This window comes from Vibrio sp. 1CM2L (assembly GCF_023161695.1).
GTDB classification, from domain to species: Bacteria; Pseudomonadota; Gammaproteobacteria; order Enterobacterales; family Vibrionaceae; genus Vibrio; species Vibrio coralliirubri.
On the sequence record NZ_JALNTT010000001.1, the window covers coordinates 682828 to 708492 of the forward strand.

Annotated in this window: 24 protein-coding genes and 1 pseudogene; 12 read left to right on the forward strand and 13 right to left on the reverse strand. The window is 45.8% G+C overall.

Features of this window, described 5'->3' with window-relative positions; all coding sequences use genetic code 11:
- Nucleotides 1-18 precede the first annotated feature (18 nt).
- Both MSG34_RS02840 and tsaA read left to right on the forward strand, forming a co-directional pair.
- A complete protein-coding gene (locus tag MSG34_RS02840; protein WP_248336227.1) occupies nucleotides 19-909 on the forward strand; it encodes a DMT family transporter in 891 nt (296 codons plus the stop codon).
- A gap of 32 nt (nucleotides 910-941) precedes the next feature.
- A complete protein-coding gene (tsaA, locus tag MSG34_RS02845) occupies nucleotides 942-1352 on the forward strand; it encodes a tRNA (N6-threonylcarbamoyladenosine(37)-N6)-methyltransferase TrmO (RefSeq protein WP_248336228.1) in 411 nt (136 codons plus the stop codon).
- Between the two features lie 56 nt (nucleotides 1353-1408).
- On the opposite strand, the gene MSG34_RS02850 is transcribed toward tsaA, so the two are convergent.
- The 3 genes from MSG34_RS02850 to ascF all read right to left on the reverse strand — a co-directional run bounded on the left by MSG34_RS02850 (nucleotide 1409) and on the right by ascF (nucleotide 5038).
- Nucleotides 1409-2026, reverse strand: a complete 618-nt coding sequence (locus MSG34_RS02850; protein ID WP_248336229.1) for a bifunctional 4-hydroxy-2-oxoglutarate aldolase/2-dehydro-3-deoxy-phosphogluconate aldolase — start codon at nucleotides 2024-2026, stop codon at nucleotides 1409-1411.
- Between the two features lie 31 nt (nucleotides 2027-2057).
- Nucleotides 2058-3488, reverse strand: a complete 1431-nt coding sequence (gene ascB / locus MSG34_RS02855; protein WP_248336230.1) for a 6-phospho-beta-glucosidase — start codon at nucleotides 3486-3488, stop codon at nucleotides 2058-2060.
- Between the two features lie 71 nt (nucleotides 3489-3559).
- The gene (ascF, locus tag MSG34_RS02860) at nucleotides 3560-5038 is read right to left on the reverse strand and encodes a PTS cellobiose/arbutin/salicin transporter subunit IIBC (protein WP_248336231.1); all 1479 of its coding nucleotides are present in this window, start codon (nucleotides 5036-5038) and stop codon (nucleotides 3560-3562) included.
- A gap of 232 nt (nucleotides 5039-5270) precedes the next feature.
- Between ascF and MSG34_RS02865 the strand changes: the two genes are divergently transcribed.
- Both MSG34_RS02865 and edd read left to right on the forward strand, forming a co-directional pair.
- Complete coding sequence (locus tag MSG34_RS02865) at nucleotides 5271-5795, forward strand: gluconokinase (RefSeq protein ID WP_017631475.1); 525 nt, start codon at nucleotides 5271-5273, stop codon at nucleotides 5793-5795.
- On the forward strand, nucleotides 5792-7588 hold the full coding sequence (edd, locus tag MSG34_RS02870) for a phosphogluconate dehydratase (protein WP_248336232.1): 1797 nt from the start codon (nucleotides 5792-5794) through the stop codon (nucleotides 7586-7588). The genes MSG34_RS02865 and edd overlap by 4 nt, the downstream gene beginning before the upstream one ends.
- A gap of 72 nt (nucleotides 7589-7660) precedes the next feature.
- Here edd and MSG34_RS02875 read toward each other — a convergent pair whose 3' ends face one another.
- The 3 genes from MSG34_RS02875 to MSG34_RS02885 all read right to left on the reverse strand — a co-directional run bounded on the left by MSG34_RS02875 (nucleotide 7661) and on the right by MSG34_RS02885 (nucleotide 10565).
- Complete coding sequence (locus tag MSG34_RS02875) at nucleotides 7661-8668, reverse strand: LacI family DNA-binding transcriptional regulator (RefSeq protein WP_050651076.1); 1008 nt, start codon at nucleotides 8666-8668, stop codon at nucleotides 7661-7663.
- 143 nt (nucleotides 8669-8811) lie between these two features.
- Nucleotides 8812-9513 (reverse strand): lipoate--protein ligase, encoded by a 702-nt coding sequence (locus MSG34_RS02880; protein ID WP_248336233.1) that lies wholly within the window; start codon nucleotides 9511-9513, stop codon nucleotides 8812-8814.
- A 122-nt stretch (nucleotides 9514-9635) separates the two neighbouring features.
- Complete coding sequence (locus tag MSG34_RS02885; RefSeq protein WP_248336234.1) at nucleotides 9636-10565, reverse strand: hypothetical protein; 930 nt, start codon at nucleotides 10563-10565, stop codon at nucleotides 9636-9638.
- On the opposite strand from MSG34_RS02885, the pseudogene MSG34_RS02890 reads away from it, so the two are divergent.
- The 5 genes and pseudogenes from MSG34_RS02890 to MSG34_RS02910 all read left to right on the forward strand — a co-directional run.
- Nucleotides 10524-10684, forward strand: a pseudogene (locus MSG34_RS02890) (IS110 family transposase); the annotation flags it as partial. The gene MSG34_RS02885 and the pseudogene MSG34_RS02890 overlap by 42 nt on opposite strands.
- A gap of 138 nt (nucleotides 10685-10822) precedes the next feature.
- The gene (locus MSG34_RS02895) at nucleotides 10823-11722 is read left to right on the forward strand and encodes a homocysteine S-methyltransferase family protein (RefSeq protein ID WP_248336235.1); all 900 of its coding nucleotides are present in this window, start codon (nucleotides 10823-10825) and stop codon (nucleotides 11720-11722) included.
- Between the two features lie 113 nt (nucleotides 11723-11835).
- Nucleotides 11836-12846: a Gfo/Idh/MocA family oxidoreductase gene (locus MSG34_RS02900; protein WP_248336236.1), complete on the forward strand. Its 1011-nt coding sequence runs from the start codon at nucleotides 11836-11838 to the stop codon at nucleotides 12844-12846.
- A 10-nt stretch (nucleotides 12847-12856) separates the two neighbouring features.
- Nucleotides 12857-14377 (forward strand): SgrR family transcriptional regulator, encoded by a 1521-nt coding sequence (locus tag MSG34_RS02905; RefSeq protein ID WP_248336237.1) that lies wholly within the window; start codon nucleotides 12857-12859, stop codon nucleotides 14375-14377.
- Nucleotides 14378-14529: 152 nt separating this feature from the next.
- Complete coding sequence (locus tag MSG34_RS02910) at nucleotides 14530-14928, forward strand: DUF1090 domain-containing protein (RefSeq protein ID WP_248336238.1); 399 nt, start codon at nucleotides 14530-14532, stop codon at nucleotides 14926-14928.
- Between the two features lie 102 nt (nucleotides 14929-15030).
- On the opposite strand, the gene MSG34_RS02915 is transcribed toward MSG34_RS02910, so the two are convergent.
- From MSG34_RS02915 to MSG34_RS02930, 4 genes are all read right to left on the reverse strand, one after another.
- Nucleotides 15031-16125: an HDOD domain-containing protein gene (locus MSG34_RS02915; RefSeq protein ID WP_248336239.1), complete on the reverse strand. Its 1095-nt coding sequence runs from the start codon at nucleotides 16123-16125 to the stop codon at nucleotides 15031-15033.
- Nucleotides 16126-16361: 236 nt separating this feature from the next.
- Complete coding sequence (locus MSG34_RS02920) at nucleotides 16362-17417, reverse strand: alcohol dehydrogenase family protein (protein ID WP_248336240.1); 1056 nt, start codon at nucleotides 17415-17417, stop codon at nucleotides 16362-16364.
- A complete protein-coding gene (locus tag MSG34_RS02925) occupies nucleotides 17414-17932 on the reverse strand; it encodes a TetR/AcrR family transcriptional regulator (protein ID WP_248336241.1) in 519 nt (172 codons plus the stop codon). Before MSG34_RS02925 ends, MSG34_RS02920 begins: the two co-directional genes overlap by 4 nt.
- Nucleotides 17933-18100: 168 nt before the next feature.
- Nucleotides 18101-19222, reverse strand: coding sequence for a multidrug effflux MFS transporter (locus MSG34_RS02930; RefSeq protein ID WP_248336503.1), 1122 nt, complete (start codon nucleotides 19220-19222; stop codon nucleotides 18101-18103).
- A 97-nt stretch (nucleotides 19223-19319) separates the two neighbouring features.
- On the opposite strand from MSG34_RS02930, the gene MSG34_RS02935 reads away from it, so the two are divergent.
- Nucleotides 19320-20093: a helix-turn-helix transcriptional regulator gene (locus tag MSG34_RS02935; RefSeq protein WP_248336242.1), complete on the forward strand. Its 774-nt coding sequence runs from the start codon at nucleotides 19320-19322 to the stop codon at nucleotides 20091-20093.
- A gap of 100 nt (nucleotides 20094-20193) precedes the next feature.
- Here the strand turns inward: MSG34_RS02935 and uxuA are convergent, their stop codons facing one another.
- The 3 genes from uxuA to MSG34_RS02950 all read right to left on the reverse strand — a co-directional run bounded on the left by uxuA (nucleotide 20194) and on the right by MSG34_RS02950 (nucleotide 23463).
- On the reverse strand, nucleotides 20194-21381 hold the full coding sequence (gene uxuA / locus MSG34_RS02940) for a mannonate dehydratase (protein WP_017068145.1): 1188 nt from the start codon (nucleotides 21379-21381) through the stop codon (nucleotides 20194-20196).
- Between the two features lie 208 nt (nucleotides 21382-21589).
- On the reverse strand, nucleotides 21590-22372 hold the full coding sequence (locus tag MSG34_RS02945) for an FCD domain-containing protein (RefSeq protein ID WP_048660902.1): 783 nt from the start codon (nucleotides 22370-22372) through the stop codon (nucleotides 21590-21592).
- Nucleotides 22373-22479: 107 nt separating this feature from the next.
- Nucleotides 22480-23463 (reverse strand): TRAP transporter substrate-binding protein, encoded by a 984-nt coding sequence (locus tag MSG34_RS02950; protein ID WP_054542902.1) that lies wholly within the window; start codon nucleotides 23461-23463, stop codon nucleotides 22480-22482.
- 299 nt (nucleotides 23464-23762) lie between these two features.
- Between MSG34_RS02950 and MSG34_RS02955 the strand changes: the two genes are divergently transcribed.
- Nucleotides 23763-24275 carry a TRAP transporter small permease gene (locus MSG34_RS02955; RefSeq protein ID WP_048609952.1) on the forward strand — a complete coding sequence of 171 codons (513 nt, stop codon included), beginning with the start codon at nucleotides 23763-23765 and terminating at the stop codon, nucleotides 24273-24275.
- A gap of 15 nt (nucleotides 24276-24290) precedes the next feature.
- On the forward strand, nucleotides 24291-25598 hold the full coding sequence (locus MSG34_RS02960) for a TRAP transporter large permease subunit (RefSeq protein WP_048609953.1): 1308 nt from the start codon (nucleotides 24291-24293) through the stop codon (nucleotides 25596-25598).
- Nucleotides 25599-25665 lie beyond the last annotated feature (67 nt).

Sequence of the window (25665 nt, forward strand, 5' to 3'; positions counted from 1 at the left end):
AGATAATTGGATAGAGAAATGACGACAATGAACCTCCCTAAAACTGAAGCAAGAAACACACGAACCCTCGGCTTTACCCTCGCAATTGCAGGCGCTGTATTGATGAGTATTGATCCGATATTCATTCGCTATGCTGGCGTAAGCGGCTTCGACACGGCCTTCTTGTTCGGCTTATTCAGCGCAATCTCGATGCCGATTTTGCTTAAGTTCAACGACAAGCGTGGTATTCGAAAAGCAGTAACACAAAGCGGTTGGCCGTTGTTAGCAGCGGGTATTCTTATGCTCGGCAGTGCCTCAGGTTTGGTGTTCAGCATCAAGATGACCTCGATTGCCAATACCTTTGTGATCCTGAGTGCAGCCCCTGCTGTGGCCGCTATTTTCAGCTGGTTGATCCTAAAAGAAGCCACTAGTCGATCGACTTTGATTGCCATTGTTGCGGTAATGATTGGTATTACGATTGTGGTTTCAGGTTCGTTTTCTTCAGGCAATTGGATGGGCGATGCGTTGGCTGTGTTCGCGGTGATCTGCCTTTCAATGATGTTTACCCTGCTGCGTAAATATCAAGACGTCAGCCGATTGGCGAGCGTTGGCCTAGGTGGTTTGTTGCTAGCGGTTGTGATGTTTTTCTTTGCAACGCCATCAAGCTACAGCGTTGAAACGTGGTTAATCATGGGCATGATGGGCTTGTTTACGGCACCTGTTGGCCGAGTGTTATCTATGGTCGCAACGCGCCACATTACCGCGCCAGAGGTATCAATGACTCTGATGTTGGAAACTGTGTTAGCGCCAGTTTGGGCGTTTATCTTCTTCACCGAAATTCCGCCTTTGACCAGTATTGTCGGCGGTGTGGTGATCTTGATTACGATCTTCATCTACACCTTAATGACCATGAAAAACGATGACAAATAAAAAGACTAATAAAGAGATAAATGGAGCTGAATATGGCTGCAGAACTGAAATTTATTGGCCGAATTGCCACGCCTTATCACTCGGTTTCGGAGTGTCCGAATAACATCCAACCGGACAACGGCCCAATCTGTAAAATCATCTTAGATGACGTTTATCAGCAAGGCTTACTGGGTTTAAACGGCGGTGACCACATCTTAATCTTGTATTGGTTAGAGGGCGCAAAACGAGATGAATTGATACAAAGCAGGAATGACGAAACACCGACCAAAGGCACCTTCGCACTGCGTTCACCGCACAGACCAAACCCAATCGGTGCCGCAGTGCTACCGATTGAAAAAATCGAGAATCACACCGTAACCGTAAGAGGCTTAGATTGCTTGAACAACACACCACTGTTGGATATCAAGCCAGCGATCTATAGAGAGCTGAGTGAAAACAAATAAAAAGGGCCAGTATCAGCTGACCCTTTCATTTTCTAGTTATGTCGCTCTCTGTCGAACTATCTGGAGCCGACCGCTCGGACTAATTCTGCGATCCCATCCCAATCACCCTTGTCCATTTTGTCTGTCGGTACCATCCAAGTTCCACCGCAGGCAACAACTGATTTCAGTGCTAAGTAAGACTCAACGTTCGCTGAGCTTACTCCGCCTGTCGGCATAAAGTTAACCGGATAAACAGCCGTCAACGCTTTCAACATTGCGACACCGCCAGATGGCTCTGCAGGGAAGAACTTTAGTGTCTTAAGCCCCATTTCCATGGCTTGTTCAACCAAGCTTGGGTTATTCACTCCGGGAACGATCGTAACCCCTCTTTGCTGACAGTATTTGACTGTGGTTGGATTCAAACCTGGGCTGACAATGAAATCAACACCCGCATCAATGGCAGTATCCACCTGCTCTGTAGTCAGCACAGTACCTGCGCCAATCAGTAACTCAGGGTAAGCTTCACGCATCAAACGAATCGACTCTGCTGCCGCTTCTGTACGAAATGTCACTTCAGCACAAGGCAAACCATTTTCAACCAACACTTTCGCAAGCGGCACAGCCTGAGCAACGTCATTAATGGCGATCACCGGAACGATGCGAATATCTCTAAGTCGCTGTTCAATTGTTTTCATTGTTCATTTCTCTCATTATCAAACAGACAAATTAAGCCAAGTCGCTGCCGTTGCTTGCGATCACTTTTTTGTACCAGTGGAATGACTTTTTAGGAATACGATTTAACGTACCATTGCCTAGGTTGTCTCTGTCCACATAGATAAACCCATAGCGCTTGCTCATCTCTCCGGTCGATGCCGCGACAAGATCGATACAACCCCAAGGTGTATAGCCCATCAGTGGTACACCGTCTTCCATTGCTTCATGCATCGCAACAATGTGCTGACGAAGGTAATCAATGCGGTAATCATCGTTCACTTCTCCATTGTCATCCAAGGTATCACGAGCACCTAAGCCATTTTCTACCAAGAAAAGTGGTTTCTGGTAACGGTCATAGAGTGTGTTCATCGTAATTCGAAGACCTGTAGGATCAATGACCCAGCCCCAATCACTTGCTGGAAGATGAGGATTTTTGATGGACTTAACAACATTAGCCGCGCTGGTGTTACCCGCATTCATATCGGCAGAAGCACAGCGTGAAGCGTAATAACTAAATGAGATGAAATCGACGGTGTTCTTTAGAATCTCGAAATCTTCTTCTTGTGTTTCAAGCACCACACCTTTGTTATCAAACACTTTTTGAGCATAAGACGGGTAGTAACCACGTGATTGAACATCGATAAAGAACAGGTTCTCGCGATCTTTTTCCATCGCCATAAGCACATCTTCTGGCTTACATGAATATGGATAGAAGTTACCGCCCGCCAGCATACAACCCACTTGGTTTTGCTCATCAACCTCATGGGCAATCTTTGTTACCAGAGCGCTTGCTACTAGCTCATGGTGGGCAGCTTGATATTTCACTTGGTCGTGATTTTCGCCTTCTTGGAACAACAATCCAGCACCAGAAAATGGGCTTGCCAGTAAGATATTAATCTCATTGAAGGTTAGCCAATACTTCACCAAACCTTTGTAGTTCTCGAAACACGTTCTCGCGTAACGGCTAAAGAACTCAATCATCTTACGATTACGCCACGAACCATACTCGTTGACCAAGTGCATTGGCACATCGAAATGGCACAAGGTAACGAGCGGCTCAATACCGTATTTCTTACACTCTTCAAAAACATCACGGTAAAAATCTAAGCCAGCTTGGTTCGGCTCTAGCTCGCCACCTTTTGGAAAGATTCGGCTCCAAGCGATGGATACGCGGAAGACTTTAAATCCCATCTCTGCCAGCAAGGCGATGTCTTCTTTGTAACGGTGATAAAAGTCTATGGCGTTATGGCTTGGGTAGAACTCGTCTTCGCTGAGCGTCACCTTATCAACCTGACCAAGCTTAATTGGCATACGGTTCTCACCGTAAGGGATCATATCTACGGTTGTTAGGCCTTTACCACCCGCTAAGTGAGCGCCTTCAGACTGGTTTGCGGCAATAGCGCCGCCCCATAAGAAATCTTCGGGAAATTGAATGTTTGACATCGAATACCTCGGAAACAATAAAAGTCACCTTACGCTGAAGTAAGGTGACTGAATAAATTAATCAATTCTAATTAAGACGCGGACACAACTGTCGGCTTGTCTTCTACCTTGCCAGCTTCTTTCTTTGCTGGCTCTGAAGTTGCTTTCTCATCGGCATCATCTTCTGGAACATCTTCAAAGCCTAGAACTAGGGTTAGAACAAATGACAGAACAATAGACAATGCGATCAGACCGAACACCCAAACGATACTCATCGGGTCATTCACATCAAAGAACTGAACACTCGTAAACAAGCTTGGTGCTGCCATCGAGTGACTCGCAAGACCACCCATGCCCGCTAATGCACCTACGATAAAACCAGTAATCATTGTTGCGATAAGTGGACGTTTCAGGCGAACAAGCACGCCGTACAATGCAGGCTCAGAGATACCGGCGAAGATAGCTGAAGCACCCGCGGCTAATGATGTCTGCTTTAGTGCGCTGTTTTTGGTTTTGTAAGCAACAGCCAGACACGCACCACCCATACCGAGGTTGGCACCGATTTCTGAAGGCATAACCATACCTTCACGACCCGTTTCGGCAATGGTTTGAATAATCGTTGGAGTAAATACACGGTGCATACCAGTAAGAACAAGTAGAGGCCACAATGCACCCATGATAGCAACTGACAACCAACCTAATGTGTCATGAATTGTGTAAACAAGCGCTGAAAGTGCAGTACCTACCCAAATACCAAATGGACCGATAAGTACGATAGCAACCGGAGCTGCAATCAATACGATCAACATAGGTTTCAGGAAGTTTTTAGTCACAGCAGGGGTAATGCTATCTACCCAACGTTCTATGTAAGAAAGAGCCCAAGTCATCACAAGTACAGGAATAACCGTGTAAGTGTATTTTACTGACGTGATTGGGATACCGAAGAAATCAACGTGCTTGCCTTCTGCAGCTTGCGCCATCAATTCCATAAAGTTCGGGTGAATCAAGACACCGGCAATCGCAATGGAAAGAGACATGTTGGTCTTGAATTTGATCGATGCGGAAGCGGCAACCATAACCGGTAGGAAGAAGAAGGCGCCATCGCCAATCGCTTTCAAGATAATCAAGGTAGGCGCATTTGGCTCAACCCAGCCCAACATCTCAAGTACCATGGCGAGCAGTTTGACCATTGAAGCGCCAATGATTGCTGGGATAAGAGGCGACATGGTACCAACCAGCGCGTCCAACATTTTCGCACCAATTGACTTAGCCGTTAGCTTCTCTTTTTTAGCAGGAACCTCTGACTCAGATACAGTGGATAGCTCACAAAGCGCCATCACTTCTTTGTATGCATACGATACCTCGTTACCAATGATAACTTGTACTTTGTCTCCATTATCAACAACACCCATCACACCTTTCAGTGCTTTTAGTTTGTTGATATCGACACCATCTTGGCTGTGTAAAACGAATCTTAGTCGAGTCATACAGTGTGTTAGGGCAGCCACATTTGTCTTGCCCCCAAGATGCTCAACAACAGATTTCGCAATTGCGCGGTAATCGTTGGCCATTTTATCCCCCAAAGATCTCTTTCCAGTGATTTTTAAACGCGAATATAGTGAGATGTGACTAATTTTCCGTCAGTAGGATGCAAAAACAATCACAATTGTTGTTTTGTGTCCTTCATCACACTTCCTTAAGTTACCGGTAACATGTTACCGATAACACTTATAAGATAAAGCCATATTTACAAGCGATGTTCAAAATTGAGATCACGCGCAAATTTGTTAAGAGGATTGAGTTATGGCTGGTAGTAGTGTCATCGTCATGGGTGTCAGTGCTTGTGGGAAAAGCACGATAGGCGAGCAGTTGGCAAAAAAACTTGGGCGTAAGTTTATTGATGGTGACGACCTTCATCCTCGAGCAAACATTCAAAAAATGGCGTCAGGCCAACCTCTTAATGATGATGATCGCATTCCATGGCTGGAACGGGTTCGTGATGCAGCGTACAGCCTAGAAAGTAAAAATGAGCACGGCATTATTGTGTGTTCTGCGTTGAAGAAGAAGTACCGTGACCAAATTCGCGAAGGGAACAAAAACCTCACCTTTCTCTTTTTAGATGGCGACGTTGACCTGATCTTGCATCGAATGCGTCAGCGCCAAGGTCACTTCATGAAAGAGAACATGATTAAAAGCCAATTCGAAACGTTAGAAAGGCCCGATCACGAGCCAGATACGGTTGTCATCAGCATTGATGGCGATATTGATGATGTTGTGGACTGTGCTGCGATTGTGCTTTCAATGACTGATGAGGCAGAAACAGCATGACCCTTCCAACCATCCAAGCGGTGACTCAACGATTAATTGAACGAAGCAAAACGACTCGTGAAGCGTTTCTAAACCGAACTCAACATCAAGCCTCTGCAGGCAAAGGTGGCAAAGGGCTTTCTTGCGGCAACTTGGCTCACGCTGTCGCGGCTTCTTGTTCCGATGAGAAACGCTCGATTCTTGATCTCACTAAATCCAATGTGGCGTTAATAAGCTCTTACAACGACATGTTAAGCGCCCACCAGCCGTATCAACACTATCCAGATCAGATCAAAAAGGCGTTAGCTAAGTTCGGCCACACCTCTCAAGTAGCAGGTTGTGTTCCCGCGATGTGCGATGGTGTAACTCAAGGGCAACCAGGCATGGATATGTCTTTGTTTTCAAGGGACTTGATTGCTCAATCAACGGCTCTTTCACTGAGTCACAACGTGTTTGATTCAACCCTATTACTTGGTATTTGCGACAAGATAGCTCCAGGACAACTGATGGGCGCTCTCTCATTTGCGCATCTACCGACGGCCTTTGTTCCGGCTGGCTTGATGGCAACGGGTATCAGCAATGATGAGAAAGTACACATTCGCCAAGAATACGCGGCTGGTAACGTAGGAAAAAGTACCTTGCTGGATATGGAGTGCAACGCTTATCACTCAGCGGGCACCTGCACTTTTTACGGCACAGCCAATACCAATCAGCTGGTATTTGAAGCGATGGGGCTAATGCTACCAGGCTCAGCGTTTATTCACCCTGACTCTGAATTACGTGCGTCACTCACTCAGCATGCCGCCATTGAAATTGCTTCAATGACACCACAAGCCACAAACTTCCGCCCACTTTCTGAAGTCTTTACCGCTAAAAGCTTAATTAATGGCATTGTTGCCCTACTCGCATCAGGTGGCAGCACTAACCACAGCATTCACATGGTCGCGGTAGCACGCGCAGCAGGATTTATTCTGACTTGGCAAGACATCAGCGACCTATCCGATGTGGTGCCTTTACTTGCTCGAGTTTATCCCAACGGTCCAGCAGATATGAATGCGTTCCAAGCGGCAGGCGGAGTTCCCGCGCTGTTACGCCGTTTAGATCAAGCCAACTTACTGCACCGAGATGTCACACCTACCTTTGGCTCGTTTGAAGATCAAATGAGTATTCCAGAGCTTGAAAATGGAAAGCTAACGTGGAAAAAGTGCGAACAGTCGGCAGACGCAGAGGTAATTGCAGGCCAAGAACAAGTATTCCAAAGCACAGGCGGAACGCGAGTCCTTTCTGGGAACCTTGGCAACGCAGTGATTAAGGTGTCAGCGGTTGCAGAAGAGCAACGTGTAATAGAAGCACCTGCGGTAGTTTTTGATTGCCAACATAAGGTAGAAGCGGCGTATCAACGAGGTGAACTCAACAAAGATTGCATTGTTGTGGTGATAAACAATGGCCCAGCTGCGAACGGTATGCCTGAACTGCATAAGCTTATGCCGATTCTAGGTAATGTTCAGAAACAAGGGTTTAAAGTGGCTCTGGTTACCGATGGTCGCCTCTCTGGAGCCTCAGGAAAGATCCCATCCGCGATTCATGTCTCACCAGAGGCGATTCGAGGCGGAACTATTGGGCTTGTTCGCGAAGGCGACATCCTGCGCTTAGATTGCGCGAGTGGCGAACTCAATAACCTCAACGACGTGCAATCTCGCCAAGCGAGAGTGTTTGAGGCAGACGCCAACCAACAAACCATGGGGCGCAACCTATTTAGCGTGATGCGCCAAAGCGTTTCGAGTGCAGAACAAGGGGCGAGTTTTATCGTCTAACTGTGTTATCGCTTAAATGTAAAAGCAAAAGGGCATCATTTCGATGCCCCTTTCAGTTTCCACGACACTTGGTTAAACGCTTTCGCCATCGGTGATGCGATAGCCCATATCCACTACCGTTTCCGTAACTGGCTCACCTTTCAATCGGGCAAGCAGTAGCTCGGCACTTTTCTTACCTATTTCATAACGTGGCGTATCCACGCTAGTCAGTTTTGGGCGTATGGTTTGACCGATATCTAACGCGTTATAGCCCACTACAGATAGCTGTTGCGGCACTTGGATTCCACGTTGCTGGGCAATGAGCAAGGTACCTATCGCGATGTCATCATTGGTGCAGAACACGCCATCTAGATCTGGGTAATCCGCAAGAGCGCGATCAAGCAGATCTTCAGCCAAAGAGAAGTTAGAGTGCTGTTCAGTCAACACGTGTTTAGGCTCTAATCCAGCCTCATGCATCGCTTTGTCATAACCTTGTAAACGCAGCTTAGTTCGCGCATCCAATCGAGCGCCAAAGTAAGCAATAGAGCGCTTTCCAGCTTCAATCATTCGCTTCACGACATGGTAAGAAGCATCAATATGGTCCAAGCCAACAACCATGTCGATCGGATTGGTTGGGAGTTCCATCGTTTCAACAACAGAAACACCTGAATTCTTGATCATCTGTAACGTGCGGGGGGTGTGGTGGCTTTCCGTCAATATCAACCCATCAACTTGATACGAAAGCAGCGAAGCAATTTTTTCCTCTTCTTCCACAGCATCATAGCTAAAGTGAGCAAGCAACGTCTCGTAGCCATTCTCTTTGGTAACCGTTTCGATACCTTGAACAAACGCGGCAAAGATTTGGTTTGATAACGAAGGGAGCAAGATACCGATCGCTTTACTCGACGACTTCGAGAGCATAGCTGGCGCTTTGTTTTCGATGTATCCCATCTCTTCAATAACCGCAGCAATTTTAACGCGTGTTTTGGCTGCGACTGAATCGGGATTGCGCATGTAACGAGAGACGGTCATCTTTGTGACCCCCACTTTGTCTGCAACATCTTGAAGTGTGGTTCGAGTTTTCTTCTGCTGTTCTGTCATAACTATTTGAACTCTTTATTATGTTACAAGTAACATTATAAAGTTCTCACCCCCTCAAGTTCAACCCATTCGTTATCATCGACACATAGTATTGAAATCGTTCTACCATCGGCAAATTAGTTTGGCGTTAACGAAAGGTGGTATTACGCATGCTTGATGAAAGCTTGGCTTAACTGCTGAAAGAGTGAGTCTACGTTGGGTAGAGTTGTCAGATATGCGGACAACGGAGTATGAACCTGCGCATCCACCACGGTTGGATTTCCACAAACTTGATTATAAAAATTCACGGGCGTAACGATGTTCTCTAGGTCGACATCCAACAAGATACAAGCTTGCGAAAGTACGATTTGGCCGCCCCCTTGTTTAAGCAATACACGCTGCGCAGTGCCCACTAATTTTTGTTTATTGATATTGAGGTTATAGTCGCCATCACAATAAGAACCGGGGGTGGCATGTACATCCACATCGATGCCCAGTTCTTTAAAAAACAGGGTTAAGACGTCGCATAAATGTCGATACGCTTTTTGGATGTTGTAGGCTTCATCACGAGGCCAATGGTAAATGTGCGATAGGTTAATGATCCCCGGCAGTTGAGGAACAGGAGCACCACCCGTTTTACGTGAGGTGAGTTGCCAGCCTTGTGCCGCGAGTTGCTTTCTAGACTCTACGGTCACTGGCCACTTTTTACCTGCGGGCAAAACGAGTGTTGGCGTTTTTGCTTGCCACAGCATTAAGGCTTGTCCAATCTCACCCGCCTGAATTTGCTGCAATAATTCAGCTTCTTTTTCAAACGCACGATCAACATCAATGTGCGGGTAACGTACGAGTTTATTCGTTAACTTCAATGCACTTTTCCTCTACAGATTGTGGTGACTTAGTGTTTAACGTCCTGAAATAGTTTACTAGATATGTCGCTATACGGGATGGAAACAGCGCCAAAATTTAGTTAATGGTGTCATAGTGTTTGTTAGGCAGATTTTCTTAAACGCTGTCGTATACCCTTAACAATTTGGCCATCGATTACTTCTTCTGGCTCCAAATTAAGAGCGCAATTTGCAATAATTGATAAAGAGTTATCCGTAAGCTTAAAACTTAGGGGTAAAACACTATTGATGTGTTCACTGTGCTCTTCAATTGCAGCAAATAGCGCTCTGAAAAAGTCCGCAACTGACGATCGTTGAGAAGAGGTCGCCGCTTCAGTCCAAGAATCACTTGAATAAACCTCTGAACTCTTTGCATCTATGCCAATTTCACTTACCACTTCAGACAGACTAGGCCAATATTTAAGGTCATACTGCCCACTAAGGCTTTCTAATGGCTGCTTTAAGAAGCCTTTATAGTGACCATTGTATTGCGATGCACTATCAATGACGTCCACAATACTGTAATGGGAGTTACTGTAAAAATTGGAGCTATTATTTAACTCTTTTCGTTTCGCAAGTAATGCCGCCAGCTTTTCAGCAACTTTTGCTATTTCAGCATTAGTTTCTATTAGGTGTTTCTTCTGAGATCGATACTCACTTGCCGCCTGAGGGTTCCAAAATGCGGCAGTAGACATAACTATGTCTAAAAATACGTTTATGTGGCTTTGTTCATAGTTTTCACCTAACTCTTTATAAACCACTGTCATCTCTGCTCGGCGAGCTAACAACCTGTCGGTAATTTCAACAACACTTGCCCAAATATCATTTTCGACATTATAAGTTCTATCGTTTACCAAGAATTCTTCACATAGCTCTACTGCTGATTTGTTCATCATCTCTGTTTCGTCCCAATAATTTGTTGATGAAACAACATTAATCGACCTTGCTTGTAAACAAGGTATCCCAGTTAAAACAATTTTCGAAGCTCTCAAATACCTGGTATCGACCCAGCTAAAAATCACTTCAGTGTTCATGCTGTAGACCAAAATGGTAAGGTCATTAGTCAGTAACCCGCCCTAAACTACTGACTACAATAGCAAATATGCCACTCATGCGTATAGATATTGATGCGTGTGGTGGTGCACATTATTGGCAAAGGGCGATCTAAATTATGCCGTGGCTATCTCCAAAACAGTCCGACACCTTTTCTCGATAACACTGGCTTCTGTCTAACAAGGTTGTCTGATATGGTGGCGGCAGAACTTCAGCAATTGTTTAGATAGTATTAAATATGAAAACACTAACCATACTTGATGGCGGCATGGGCCGAGAACTCAAAGAAATTGGCGCGCCATTTTCTCAACCGCTTTGGAGTGCTCAAGCGCTGATTGAAGCACCCGATTTTGTTAGCCAAGCGCATCAAAACTTTGTCGATGCAGGTGCTGAAATATTGATCACCAATAGCTACGCCTGTGTGCCTTTTCATTTGGGTGAAGAGCTGTTCGAGCAACGCGGTTTTGAACTAGCCGCACTGTCTGGTGAGCTGGCTAAAGCAGTTGCAGACAATGCTACCCACACAGTGAAAGTAGCAGGCGCGATTCCACCGCCATTTGGCAGCTACCGACCAGACTTGTTTAAGGTCGAAGAAGCAGCGCCGATCATTCAAACGCTTTACGATGCCCAAGATCCAAACATCGACCTTTGGATGGCGGAAACCATCTGTAGCCTGCAAGAATTCGAATCCATTCATGCGGTACTTAAGCAGTCCGATAAGCCGTGTTATTACGCATTCAGTTTGGAAGATACCAAGGGCGATTCTGCCAAAACTCGTTCAGGCGAGAGCGTAACAGACGCCATCAAACTTGCCTGCCAATCAAACGCGACAGGCATTATGTTTAACTGCTCAGTGCCTGAAGTGATGTTTCAAGCCATTATCGATGCCAAGAAGGTGATCGATGAGCTAGGCAGTGATTTAGAAATTGGTGTCTACGCCAATAACTTTGCGCCTATCAGCAGTGAGCATGAAGCGAATGACATGTTTCAAGAAATGCGTGAGCTGGATGGCCAAGGTTACTTAACTTACGCTAAACGCTGGCACGCACTGGGCGCGAATATTATCGGTGGCTGTTGTGGCATCGGGCCAAAACACATTCAAGCCCTAGCCGATTGGAAACGCTCCTTACAGAGCTAATCCTGAGTTTCAACTAGAATAAAATAAATAGAGAACAGGTTGAGAAATCTGTTCTCTATTTGTATGTGGCGTCTCTGAGTACACTGATACAAAACAACGATTTGGAGCAACTGATGAGCGACACGCAACGCAAAATTAAATGGGGCATCGCAGGGTTAGGCAATATTGCCAATCGATTCGCAACCGCAGTCACAGAGCACTGTTTACATGGTGAGCTGTATGCCGTTGCAGCTAGAGACCATACACGCGCAGCCACGTTCGCCAATAAGTTTGGTTGCGACAAGGCTTATGGTTCTTATGAAGATATGGCGAATGACCCAAGTGTTGAAGCGGTTTACATCGCTACGGTTCACCCATACCACCAGCCACTTGCTGAACTGTTTCTAAAGAATAACAAGCACGTATTGGTCGAGAAGCCTGCTTTTACCAACCTTGCTGACTGGCTTGAGATGAAAGCCCTTGCGAAACAAAATGGCGTGATGCTGTTAGAAGCGATGAAAACAATGGTGTTTCCCGCGTATAGTGAGCTCCAATCATTCTTGGTCGATAACAACATTCAGATAGACTCAATCGAAGCCAGCTTTGGTAACCAGCACGACTATGAGCCCGATTTGTTTATCTTCAATCCGGATTTATCAGGCGGAGCAACGCTCGATGTCGGCGTCTATGGGCTTTGGTTCTTCTACGACCTGTGTCGAACGCTGGGTGTGAAACCTTCAAAACCTCATGTAGAGATGTCGTGTCTTTATCAAGGGGCAAATGTTGATACCGATGCGTGCTTTACCTTCTCTGGTGATATGAACGGTAAGATATCGGCATCAACAGTGCAAAACCTTCCCCGATCAGCACACTTGAGTGGGCCTGATACTAAGATCACCATTCACGAAAAATGGTGGAATCCGGCCTTTATTGAGATTGAGCATCAAGGCAACAAGTCGACCATCAACTACCGTGTGAAAGGGAATGGATTCGAGTTTGAAATCGACCATTTTTCAGAGTTAGTCCTTCAGGGCAAAACTGAATCGAATATCCTAAGCTCAGAGATAACCTCTCGAGTTCTCAACACGATGGAAAAAGCACTGATTGACTCTGGCTATCCACATTTAACTCAACCTCGTCGTTAGGAAAAGAAAATTGGGCAACCTTAAGCGCAAGCTTGAACTGTATGAAAAGATATTTCAGGCTTTTGGGCCTGGAGTATCACATTGTCAGGTCAACCAACTGGCCACACTGCTGTACGTGAGTGAACGTCACGTTCAGACCTTACTCAAAGCGATGACAGCACAAGGTTGGATTGAGTGGCAAGCTAGCTCAGGCCGCAGCAAGAAGGCACAACTGACGTGTCTGGTTGAGCCCATTGAGGCGTGTTACCAATACGCACAAACACAAGCAGACGCAGGCAACATAGAACAGGTGTTTAGCACCTTGAGCTTCAATGGCCGTAATGCTGGCGCTGAGTTGCAAGCCTTTCTAAGCAATACCAATCCGTCGGCGCAAAATATCGCGTACATCCCTTTTCACCGAGAACTCGAAGCGCTTCACCCTCAACGAGTACTTAGACGCACCGAACGCTTCTTAGTGATGCAAGTTTGCCAACGTCTAACCTCCGTTCAACACGGTCAACTCAGCGGCGATCTGGCTTATCATTGGCAGGCTAATCAAGATGCGACACAGTGGTACTTTCAGATTCGCAATGATGTTCGCTTTCATAATGGTCGAACGCTTGAACCTAAAGACATAGCACGCAGCCTAAACTCGCTCTGCCAAAGCAAAATATGGCGTCGCTGTTATCAACATATTGATGAGGTCTCTGTCTCAGCAGGCAATGTGGTTGTCGTGAAATTGAATCAACCTGATTGGCATTTACCGCGCCTACTTGCTAGGGCTGAAGCCTCCGTATTTGATCACTCATCACCGACTGACAGGCTGATTGGTTCTGGCGCGTTCTCATTAGACATATTCTCAAGCAAGATGTTGAGATTGAGCCGTAATAGCGCCTATTCACACAGCACGCCGATTCTCAATCGAGTCGAGTTGTGGGTCTATCCTGAATGGGCACAGAGCAAAGCCTGCGCTCAAAATCAGGTGTGCGTGAAACTGCCCGAGAAAACGACCACCGTGCGTGGCGATGACCATGCTTCCCAACCGGATTTCGGCTCAACGTTTTTCAAAATTCAAAACCCAACGTTGTCGAAAGCCGTTCGTGAGTTCACCGTTGAAGACACCTCTGAATGCCAAACCCTTTTCGAGCAATTGTCTGTGTCTGGCGACAACAAAACCAGCGTGGAATATGGGCACTACCTAACTCACTACCTAACAACCAAAGACGTCGCGCTGTGCAGCATTATTGATGAGAACGACACCTTCACTGCGTGGTTAAGCTTTTTCACTCGCTTCCCGTTTGAGGAATTAACTTTACCTTCTGAGATGCTAGAGAAAATCGAACAAGGCTTAGCCTCAGTAACAAACCAACCCAACTTTGAGTTAGCGATGAATGAACTGTTAGAACTCAAGCATTGGTTGAATGAGTCTGGGGTTGTGGTTGAGCTTAAGCAAGAGGCGTTCAACTTAGAGGTTTCTGAAAAGATACACGGTGCACAAGTGAATGGCTTTGGTTGGTGTGAGCTCGATAAGTTGTGGATTAGCCATTTGTAAATCTAGTCGTGTTCAAAATAAGTCATTAGGCACAGAGACTTATCTTTAACACTCCCCTGCCAATAGCAAAGAAATGGGGTGCTAATGTACTCTCGAAGTGAGATTCAACAAATATAAGCACAAACTAAATAGCCCCAATAAGAAGGTAAACCATGACTCGACACCTAACAGGCTCATTACTGTTTCTTTGCGCATTCTCTTTTAACAGCATGGCAAGCACCCAATGCGACGCGCTAACAGGTTGTGAAAAGAAGTTCTGTGAGATCGAATATCAGATAAAGAAAGCGGAGCAGTACGACAACCAGTACAAAGTAGAGCGATTAACAAAAGCGTTGAAAGCCGCGAAAGAGAACTGCACCAATGAAGGTTTGAAGGATGATCTCCGTGAGAAGATTGAATCCAATGAACAAGATTTAGCTGAATACCAAGCCGATTTAGAAGAAGCAAAAAGAGATGAAAGAGCGGATAAGATTCGAAAGTATGAGGGTAAGATCGAAAAAGAACTGCGTAAAATCGATGAATTGAAACAAGAACTGGCTCAGATTCCTTAATCGATAATTTAAACAAAAATGGTCTTACTGCCTAGTAAGACCATTTAGAAAATATCGCTGTATGATGACCTCAAGGATCAACCTAGCCAACGCCAGCCGTTATTATCCTACCAGCGCCAATTCAGACTCTTTATAAATCCGGTTAGCCACTTTGTATGCCGCAGGTGACGTTAGTGTTTCTTTGCATCTGCGCTTAAACTGCTCGACTTCAATCGTTTGTTGTTCCAGTAAATAGTACAACTCACTCAAATAGTTAGCTTCAAACACAGCTTGACCAAGTGGTGTGCATTCGTATCGGCTCGACTCTTGGTAGCCAATTGCGGTCATCACTGATTCTGGCAGTTCCCAGAACTTAGCAATGGTGTAAGTCAGGCGAATTGAGTAGCTGTTCATCAGGCGCTTCAATGCTAACGAGTTAGGCGGAACAGAAGGATCAACATGCTTGAAGGCTTCTACCATCATTTGGAAAATAATCATCTTGCCTAAGTTGCGAATCAACCCAACAAAGTACGCCGCTGCCTGATCTTCTTGGGATGAAGAGTCTTTCATCAACTCCTTAGAAAAAGACGCGGTTTGAACACTGTGATTCCAAATTTTCTCACCGAAGTGACGCCAGTAAATATTGTTCCCCGGCGTGAAGTTCTTCATGTAGCTATTCACTACTCCTTCAACAAGCCCTTGAGAACCCATATTTAAGAATGCTGTTTTTAGGTCAGTAACCTGTTTTTCATTGCGTTTGTAAAAGGCGCTATTTGCCAACTTAATTACATCGGCAGCCATACTCGGCTCACGCTCAATCACTCTTAACAGTGCATCGACATCAAACTCATCGCTCTGTAATTCTGCCATTAACGTGGTCACAGAGGCTGGCATCACTGGCAGTTCATTAAGCAAGGCTTTTGGAGAGCGAATCAAACGTTCGATCTGACAAGCGACAAAATCACTAAATGGGTCTGACTCCGTTCGAAGACGAGACTCTCCAAACAAATAATCAAGGAACTCACCATCGTGAAGGCTAAGCGTCTTATCGACGATTAATGATGATGGCTGAGCTGACGACGGCGGAACAAAGATTGAAGACTGAACAGAATCAGTAGCAACGGTTTGTTGTTGCTCTTGTTGGGCAGGCTCTGCAGAGGGTTTGTTTTTTGAATCAAAAAAAGGTGAGAATAATGCCTGCAATACCCTTTTAAACATCAATACGGCTCCTAGATGATTATCAAACAGTTCGGGATATATAACGGCGGTGATTATCGCACAGTTAATTCATAAACCACACAATAACAAATGAATCATTAATTTCTCAGCTGTATAGGATCTGTTACTCAACGGGCTGCGAGACTGTGCCTACCAGCATTCACTAGAAACAAAAAGAGCGAGCACATAACGCTTGCTCGCTCTTCCATAAATCTAAACCGTGAAGCTGACTAAAACTAGCGTTCTGCCACTTCCAACACGATCTTACCAACATGCTTTTTCTTTAAGAACTCATCTTGCGCTTTATGGATATCGGCTAGCGGATAAGACTCTGCGACAATGGCGCCAATCTGCTGCTTCTCAATACGGTCTACTACATTCTGGAATGCCTGCGGTTCTAAAACCGTGCAACCAAAAAAGCCAAGGTCTTTGAGATACAAAGTTCGTACATCAAGCTGAACCATAGCGCCACCAATTGCGCCAGATACGGCATAACGACCGTGTGGTTTCAGCACTTCAAGGAATTCCGGCCATTTGTCACCAGCGACTAAATCAACAACCACATTCACACTGCTTTCGCCTAGTGCTTTAACCAAATCCGCATCACGAGCAATCACTTCATCAGCGCCAAGTTCAAGTAACTGTTGGTTCTTGCTTGGGCTAGTGATGGCAATCACATACGCGCCGCGAGCTTTTGCTAGCTGAATAGCCGCAGAGCCCACACCGCCCGATGCGCCAGAGATAAGCACGCGATCACCTTCAACCACATTCGAGCGAGTCAGCATGTTTTCTGCGGTCGAGTAAGAGCATGGGAAAGACGCTAGCTCAACATCCGACATGGTGCTGTTCACCGCGTAAGCATGCTTAGCTGCTACTTTGGTGTATTCAGCGAAACCACCATCGCACTCAGAACCGAAATACCATGGCTGTGGTAGATCTTGTCCATAAACCTCAGTCAAACAAGGTTCAATCAGAACACGCTCGCCAATACGTTCAGCCGAGACTTCGTTACCAACGGCTACAATGAAACCGCACACATCGGCTCCTTGGATACGAGGGAATTTCAACGCTTCGCCAGACCAACTGGCATCGTCTGAATCATCACTTTTTGCATACCAACCTATTCGCGTGTTGATGTCGGTATTGTTAACACCTGCCGCCATCACTTTGATCAGCACTTCATTAGGTTCGATTTGAGGAACAGCAATGTCTTCACGGTAGCCAAGCATTTCTGCTCCGCCGTGACCCAACATCTCTACGCCTTTCATTGTCTTTGGTAGTTCGAATTTCATCGTGTTTCCTCGAGTAATTTTGTCACCATATTCTGTGCCGATGCCACTGCTTCTTCGCCTAAGACTGGCCACGCGCTTGATACGCCTTCATGAAGTAAAAACAGTGGTGTCGCGAGATCATCTCGCAGGCTCTGATTGCCTATAAGCAAACGAACTTGTTCTTTATGCTGCGTAACCGCTTGGTTAATAAGTTCATTATCTGGGAACGCAGCAATCGCATTCATCGACATGCACCCATGCGGCGCATACTCTTCTAACCATTGTTGGAGCTTGTTGAAGATATGAGTGACAGATTCCAACCCAGCCTCTGGCGATGCCTCCAATAAGAAATCGAGATAGCGTTGGTGTCGGTATTCCAATGCACCAACAATCATCGCTTCTTTTGAAGGAAAGTGTTTATACAGGGTTCTTAGGCTCACACCGCACGCGGTTTTCAGCTGTGCAACGCTCGGCTCAGCAAAACCTTGTTGGCTGAACGCTACTTCAAGGCTTGCTGCAATCTGTTCTCTCAACATAGTGCTCTCTCAATACCCGACAATGGGTAGAATGATTGTTCTACTTACAGAGTAGAACGATCACTCTACCCGTGTCAACATCCTAATTTACGAATCAATAAAATGAAAAATTCCGCACCAAATAGAATGCGGAATTTATCGATATAGATGAGAGGTTTACCGTTTGGGTTAGAGTCGACTGCGTATCGTCACCAACACAGATAACGCGCCACAAAGTACTAACACCACGCCTAGATCTTGAATCATTCCCGCTAAAGCGAGCCCTGAACCAATCAAGGTGTAATACATCAAACCAAACAGTGCGCCTGCACTTCCCGCTTGAGATTGGTAGCTGACTAATGCGCGACTCAACACATTGGGAATCGCAATACCAAATGCCATGACCACCAGCATCATCGGAAGTAAAAACCATATTGAGTGTTGTGAAAAATAGACACCCACCGCACCTAATGTTTGAAGCCCTGCCGCGATACCAATCAGAGACATTGAAGACACTTGTCGCTTCAACAATGTCTTGTTCACCAAGCTTCCCAACAGAGTCCCGAACCCAAGCACAATGCCGCTGTAGCCAAACTGCTCAACGCTAAATCCAAGTTGAATGAAGGCAAATGAACCCAATTGATAATAGGAAAACAGTGCAATATTGAACGACGCGACCAGCAACGCAGACATCCATATATCGCTATCTTTGATCATGTGAATACTGAGTGACTTTAACTGCAATGGTTGCTTAGATTGTTGCGTTTCAGGCAATGACCATAGGCTATGTGCCAACAGCACTAACACCATAATAAACAGGGCAATAAACACATATTGATGCCCGCCCGCTTGGCTTAATTGGCCGCCAAGAAGCAGCCCGATGATTGGGCTAATCGACAGCCCCATTCCCATGTAACCAAACACCTTGGCCAGTTCAGCGCCGCTAAAAGCATCTCGCAGCATGGTTTGTGTCACAACCGAGCCCACCGCAAGCCCGAAAGCGCCCATGGCTCTGGCTATCATCAACCACGTAAAACTGTCGGTTTGCATAGCAATAAGTGCTGAACAGGCGAATAACCCCATGCCCAATAACATGGTTGGTCGGCGCCCCCATTTGTCTGCCAATATGCCCCATACCACCACACCGAGCGCAAACGCTGAGAAGTAGATCGAGAGCGTTTGCGCCGCTTGTGCGTAACTGACATCAAAGGATTTCGATATTGAATCCAGAGTCGGGCTATAAATGGTTTCTGCGATTTGAGGGAACATCAGCAATAGCACCATTTGCCATAAAGAAGGTTTTGTTTTCATCATTTTTCCAAGACCTGTGAACTTGACGAGGAGTCTAGGGGAAACTAACCTTGGCTCGTTAACAACATTAAAACCAAAAACAACAAGATTGGGACAAATGGCATTAATCAGCGAAACCATTGAGTTTGATGCAGACAGCTTACCTGCGCACGTAATAGGGATTGCGGCAGAGCTAGGCCAGCATGATTCAGGAATACATCACCACGAAAAAGGACAGCTGCTGTATGCTCCGCAGGGTTGCATCACCTTGACCTTAGAAAACGCCATTTGCATTTTGCCGCCGACTAAAGCCGTGTGGATCCCGCCCTATACCAAGCATCGAGCTCAGATGACCAATGTGGTTGCTTATCGGTCGCTCTATTTTGATAGCAGTATTTACACCTGCCCAGAAGTGATTGAGATTGTGGAAGTGAACGAGCTTTTGAAAGCCCTAATCAATAAGATGGCTTTCTGGGATTGGAACGTTGCCCGCGAGCAAACCACCAATACCGCCAACCTATTTTGGGAAGAGTTTTACAGCGCTAACCAACACTCGTTTATCTTGCCACTACCGACAGATCGCCGCTTTAAAAGCTTTTGCAAACGAGTCCGAACCGCTTCCTTTCTTGCCCCAGCCCTCTCGACATTAGCGAACTCGGTTGGCGCAAGCACCAAGACGATTACCCGATTATTCAAAGCCGAAACAGGCATGACTTATCAAGAGTGGCGACAGCAATGGCGCTTGTTTAAAGCGATTGAACTGCTCTCAGAAAACCGACAAGTCGGTGATGTGGCACATTTGCTAGAGTTCTCATCCAACAGTGCGTTTATCGCTTTTTTCAAACAGCAAACCGGACAAACTCCGTTGGCCTTTACCAAGTTAGCAGCGTGATTGTTGTTATCCAAACTCTGAAGTTTTACTGAGCTCAGATACAAAAAAACCAGAACATGAGTTCTGGTTTTTAGGCGTATTTTAAAGCTAGATGCGGTCGTTACTTGGTGTAGAAAGCGCGTTTCAATGCCATCTCTAAACCACGAACTTCAGCTAAGCCTTTCAGTCGACCAATCGCCGAATAACCTGGGTTAGTGGTTTTCTTAAGGTCATCCAGCATTTGATGACCGTGATCCGGACGCATTGGAATTAAGCGGTGATCGCCCACTTCTGCACGACGATTTTCTTCATCCAAAATAGCCATCACAACGTTGTACATGTCCACATCACCATCTAGGTGCGCTGCTTCGTGGAATGTCATTGGGTTACTCTCTTCACGCTTAGTTGAACGCAGGTGCGTAAAGTAAATTCGGTCACCGTGCTTTTTGATCATATTAACCAGATCATTGTCGCCACGAACACCGTATGAACCCGTACACATCGTCAAGCCATTCATTTTGCTCGGTACATGCTCGGTCAGCCAATCAATGTCTTCGATCGTTGAAACGATGCGAGGCAAGCCTAGAATCGGACGCGGTGGATCGTCTGGGTGAACCGCCATCTTCAAACCATTCGCATCACAGATAGGCATCAGCTCAGCGAGGAAATAAGACATGTGCTCACGTAGCTTGTCTTTATCGATTCCCGCATAGCGATCTAGCTGCGCTTGAAACGCTTCTAGTGTGTAACCTTCTTCAGCGCCTGGCAGGCCAGCAATGATGTTATTGGTCAGTTGCTGAATTTGCTCAGGCGTCATGTTGTTGAAGTAATCCAACGCTTGAGCTTGCTCTGATTCTGAATAGTCCGATTCTGCACCTGGGCGCTTCAAGATATGCAGCTCAAATGCCGCAAATGCGATTTGGTCAAAGCGCAGTGCGCGCGAGCCATCAGGCATTTCAAATTCTAAATCGGTACGCGTCCAGTCCAGCACGGGCATGAAGTTATAACAAACCGTATCGATGCCACACTCAGCAAGGTTAGACAGAGTTTGCTTATAATTATCAATCCACTGCTGGTAGTTGCCAGTTTGAGTTTTGATCTCTTCGTGCACAGGCACGCTTTCTACAACCGACCACGTTAAACCTTTCTCTTCGATAATGGCTTTACGCTTAAGGATTTCTTCTTTTGTCCAAACTTCACCATTTGGAATATGGTGCAGTGCATTCACAATACCAGTTGCGCCCGCTTGACGAATATCGTCTAGCGAAACTTGATCATTAGGGCCGTACCAACGCCACGTTTGTTCCATGAGACTTACCTTTCTTTAAGACGCACTTAGCCGGCTCGAATTAATCAAGCTAAATGCAATAACGACTTCTTAATGGCAGCAATGAAAATTACTGCCCGAGATAGCACCGGTCTACGCCGGTCTAAAGACGATGACTTATTTGCAACCTAGTGAATGAATCAGCTTCCAAAAAGAGTCTTGAAGCTGAATTCAACGTTAGCTTTCAGAACTAACTTTCAGTACTCAGCAGCACCACTGGGTTTGAGCTAAATAAGTAACCATCAAAGTTTGGGTCATCAATGTCTGACAGCGCTAACAAACGCTGTTTAACATTCTCAAGGTGTTGCCACATTGCGTTCTTAGCAGCGACAGGGTCTTTGCGCTGTAAGGCGGCGAGGATACGAGCGTGATCATCTAACCATTCTTCACGGTAATCTTGACCACTGATGTGAGAGTGGAGTTTATTCCACATTGGACTCTTTTCGCGTCGATCCCAGGATTGTTTCAACATATCTACCAGTACAGAGTTTTGAGTGGCCTCTGCAATACACATGTGAAATCTTTCATCTCCGCTGCAATCGGTAGTGCCGCTTGCAAGCTCTTCGCGCTCGAGTTCGAGTGCAGAGCGCATCTTAATAATGTCGCCCGGAGTGACCTGAGTTGCCGCAAACTCCGCGATATTACTTTCCAGTAATTGGCGGGCCTGCAGCATCTCGAATGGACCAGCGTCATCGCTGACCACATTCTCGCGAGAATGAGTTGGAATGTTCAGGACATAAACACCCGACCCTTTTTTCACCTCAACTAAGTTTTCAAGCTCCAGCATGATGATTGCTTCACGCACTACCGTGCGACTGACGTCTAAACGTTCAGCAATATCGCGTTCTGGTGGCAACCTATCTCCGACCTTATACAGACCTTCAATCAGTTCTCTTCTTAGTACTAACCCTATCTCCTGATAAGGTCTTTTCGGCTCGAAAGGCATCATGATGATATTGTCACTTCTTTCCATTGTATTTCTCTCGCCATCATAATGACCAAATATAATTGGTCAACCTCTATATCCTAAAATGCAGTAACACCTTGTTTTTGTATTACTATTTTTTCTATATTTGCTCGTTATTCAACAGCCTGAATACGGTCAATCAATGCGCTCAATTCTGGGTCCGCTTTATCTAGCGCGTCATACATAGGTTGAACCGCTAGTGCGAACGCAGCCTTGTCTGGTTCCACAAAAGTCACGCCCATTTTCTCGGCTTTAGCACGCTCTTTTGCTTCCGATTCAGCCCACAATTTTTTCATCAATTCAGATGAATCACTTGCCGCTTTCATTAGCGCATCTTGTTGTTCTGTAGTCAGTTTATCGTATGCTTTGGTTGAGATAACCAACACATCCGGAACCATCGTGTGCTCATCTAAGCTGAAGTATTTAGACACTTCGCTGTGACGGCTCAAGCTGAATGAAGGAATGTTATTTTCAGCCGCATCCACCACACCTTGCTGCAGTGCTGTGTACAACTCACCGTAAGCTAGTGGCGTTGGGTTACCGCCTAACGCTTTCACCATCGCAATTGCTGATGGGCTTGGTTGAACACGAACTTTCAAACCTTTCAGATCTTCTGGCGTGTTAATTGGCTTATTGGTATAGAAGCTACGCGCACCAGCGTCGTAGTAAGTCACACCAATAAAGCCGCTATCACGAGAAGAGTTAAGAATGTCACGGCCTACTTCACCATCAGTCACACTGTAGTAGTGTGCTTGATCGCGGAATAAGTAAGGCATGTTGAATGATGAATAAGCAGGAGAAAAAGCTTCTAGCTCAGCAGCATTACTTTTCACCATATCTAAAGCGCCGTTCTGCATCAGCTCCATAGATTCACGCTGTGTACCCAATTGAGCATCAGGGTAAATACGAATACGCACCTCACCATCAGTCAATTCACGTACTTCTTTCGCCATAAACGTCATCGCTTCATGTACTGCATGGTCACGAGGGTGGTTATGGCTCAGTTTCAATGTTGTCGCTGCATAAGCAGAAGCTGTTGCTCCAAAAGTCAAAGCAGCACCGACAACCGCACTAATCAAAGTTTTACGCGTCATCATCATTCTTATTCTCCGTGGATTGGTTATCCAAAATGTAGGGTGTTTTTTGTTATGGGCTCATATTGGGGCTCAAAAAAGGAACCGTCAAAGCTGAAATTAAAATTGATTGACCAATATCACAATAAAGACCCATAAATTGGTCAACCAAAATCATTTGTGAAGTTGCTCACGCCAACCAAAAAATGAATAGCTTATGATTCAGCCAGATTTTTGAACACCCCATCCCTACATAGAAACAATTTCTTACATTGGTAAACCAATTGTTATGAGATACGCAATTTTGTTGAAAGGAAATAAACATGAATAAATTGGTCAGTTACATAAATAGAGGGTTGGCCGCCTTTACAGTGTCTCTATCGTCTTTCCTAGTGCTGTGTGTGATATGGCAGGTTTTATCCCGCTATGTTATTGGCAAACCAAGTACTGTTACCGACGAGCTCGCGCGTTATCTCTTTATGTGGGTAGCCTTAATTGGTGCTGCTTACACTACGGGGCTGAAACGCCACCTTGCCATCGACCTGCTTACGATGAAGCTGACTGGCAAACGCAAATTAATCAACGAAATCGTTATCCAAATAGCCATCGCTTCTTTCTCTTATATCGTTCTGGTACACGGTGGAAGCCAACTTGCTGCTAAAACGCTTGCGATGGGACAGCTGACTCCCGCTCTAGGTTTAGAAATGGGTTACATCTACTTCTGCTTACCGATTAGTGGCGCTTTGATGATTTTTTACTCCGTCGTATTTACCTACGAACGCGTTAAACAATTAATGTCAGGTGACGATTTGATCACCGACTCACAACTTGATTGATAGAAGGATTTCACAATGGAATGGCAAGTAATACTGACCTTATTCGGTAGTTTCGCTGTACTGCTTACAATCGGTGTACCGGTCTCTTTTGCGATTGGTTTATCGTCACTAGCAACCATCTTAATGAGCTTACCGCTTGAGCCTGCAATCGCTGTAGTTGCTCAACGTATGGCCGCAGGCCTTGATAACTTTGCACTATTGGCAATCCCGTTCTTCATTTTGGCGGGCAACATCATGAACCAAGGCGGCATCGCGCTGCGCTTGATCAACTTCGCGAAAGTGTTGGGTGGTCGTCTACCAGGTTCATTGGCACACGTAAACGTGATGGCAAACATGATGTTTGGTTCTATCTCAGGCTCAGCGGTTGCATCGGCGGCTGCAGTGGGTGGCACCATGTCTCCTCTGCAAAAGAAAGACGGCTACGACGAAAACTTCTCTGCTGCGGTAAACATTACTTCTTGTCCTACTGGTCTATTGATTCCGCCAAGTAACACGCTGATCGTTTTCTCATTGGTTTCTGGTGGTACTTCAATTGCGGCGCTGTTCTTAGCGGGCTACATCCCAGGTATCTTGATGGGATTAAGTATCATGATTGTGGCGGGTATCATCGCGAAACGTCGCGGTTACCCAGTGGCAGCGCGTCCTTCATTATCAATGGTTTGGGATACCTTCCTAAAAGCGGCACCTTCTTTAGCACTGATCGGCATCATCATGGGCGGCATCATTGGCGGTATCTTTACTGCTACTGAGGCTTCCGCAATTGCTGTGGTATACACGTTTGTTTTAGCTGTGCTTGTCTACCGTGAAGTGAAATGGGGCGATATTCCAAAGATCATCCTTGAGTCTGCAGTAACAACATCTATCGTTCTATTACTGGTTGGCGCATCAATGGGTATGTCTTGGGCAATGGCTAACGCCGATGTGCCTTACATGATTGCCGATGCATTACTGGCGGTTTCTGATAACCCGCTAATGATTCTATTGATCATCAACATCATCCTGCTGATTGTGGGTATCTTCATGGATATGACACCAGCGGTACTTATCTTCACACCAATCTTCTTACCAATCGCGCTAGACCTAGGCATCGACCCTGTTCACTTCGGCATCATGATGACCTTCAACCTTGCTATCGGTATCTGTACACCGCCAGTAGGTAGTGCTCTGTTCATTGGTTGTTCGGTTGCCAACATTGCCATCGACAAAGTCATCAAACCTTTGCTGCCATTCTACGCAGCACTGATTGCAGCCTTGATGGCCGTTACTTTTATCCCTGAGCTGAGCTTGTTCCTACCTGAATTGGTACTGGGCTACGGTTCGTAATTTGGTCACAGATACATTCTAAGACTGCTAAACACCCAAACGTTTTACCAAATAATAAAATCCCGCT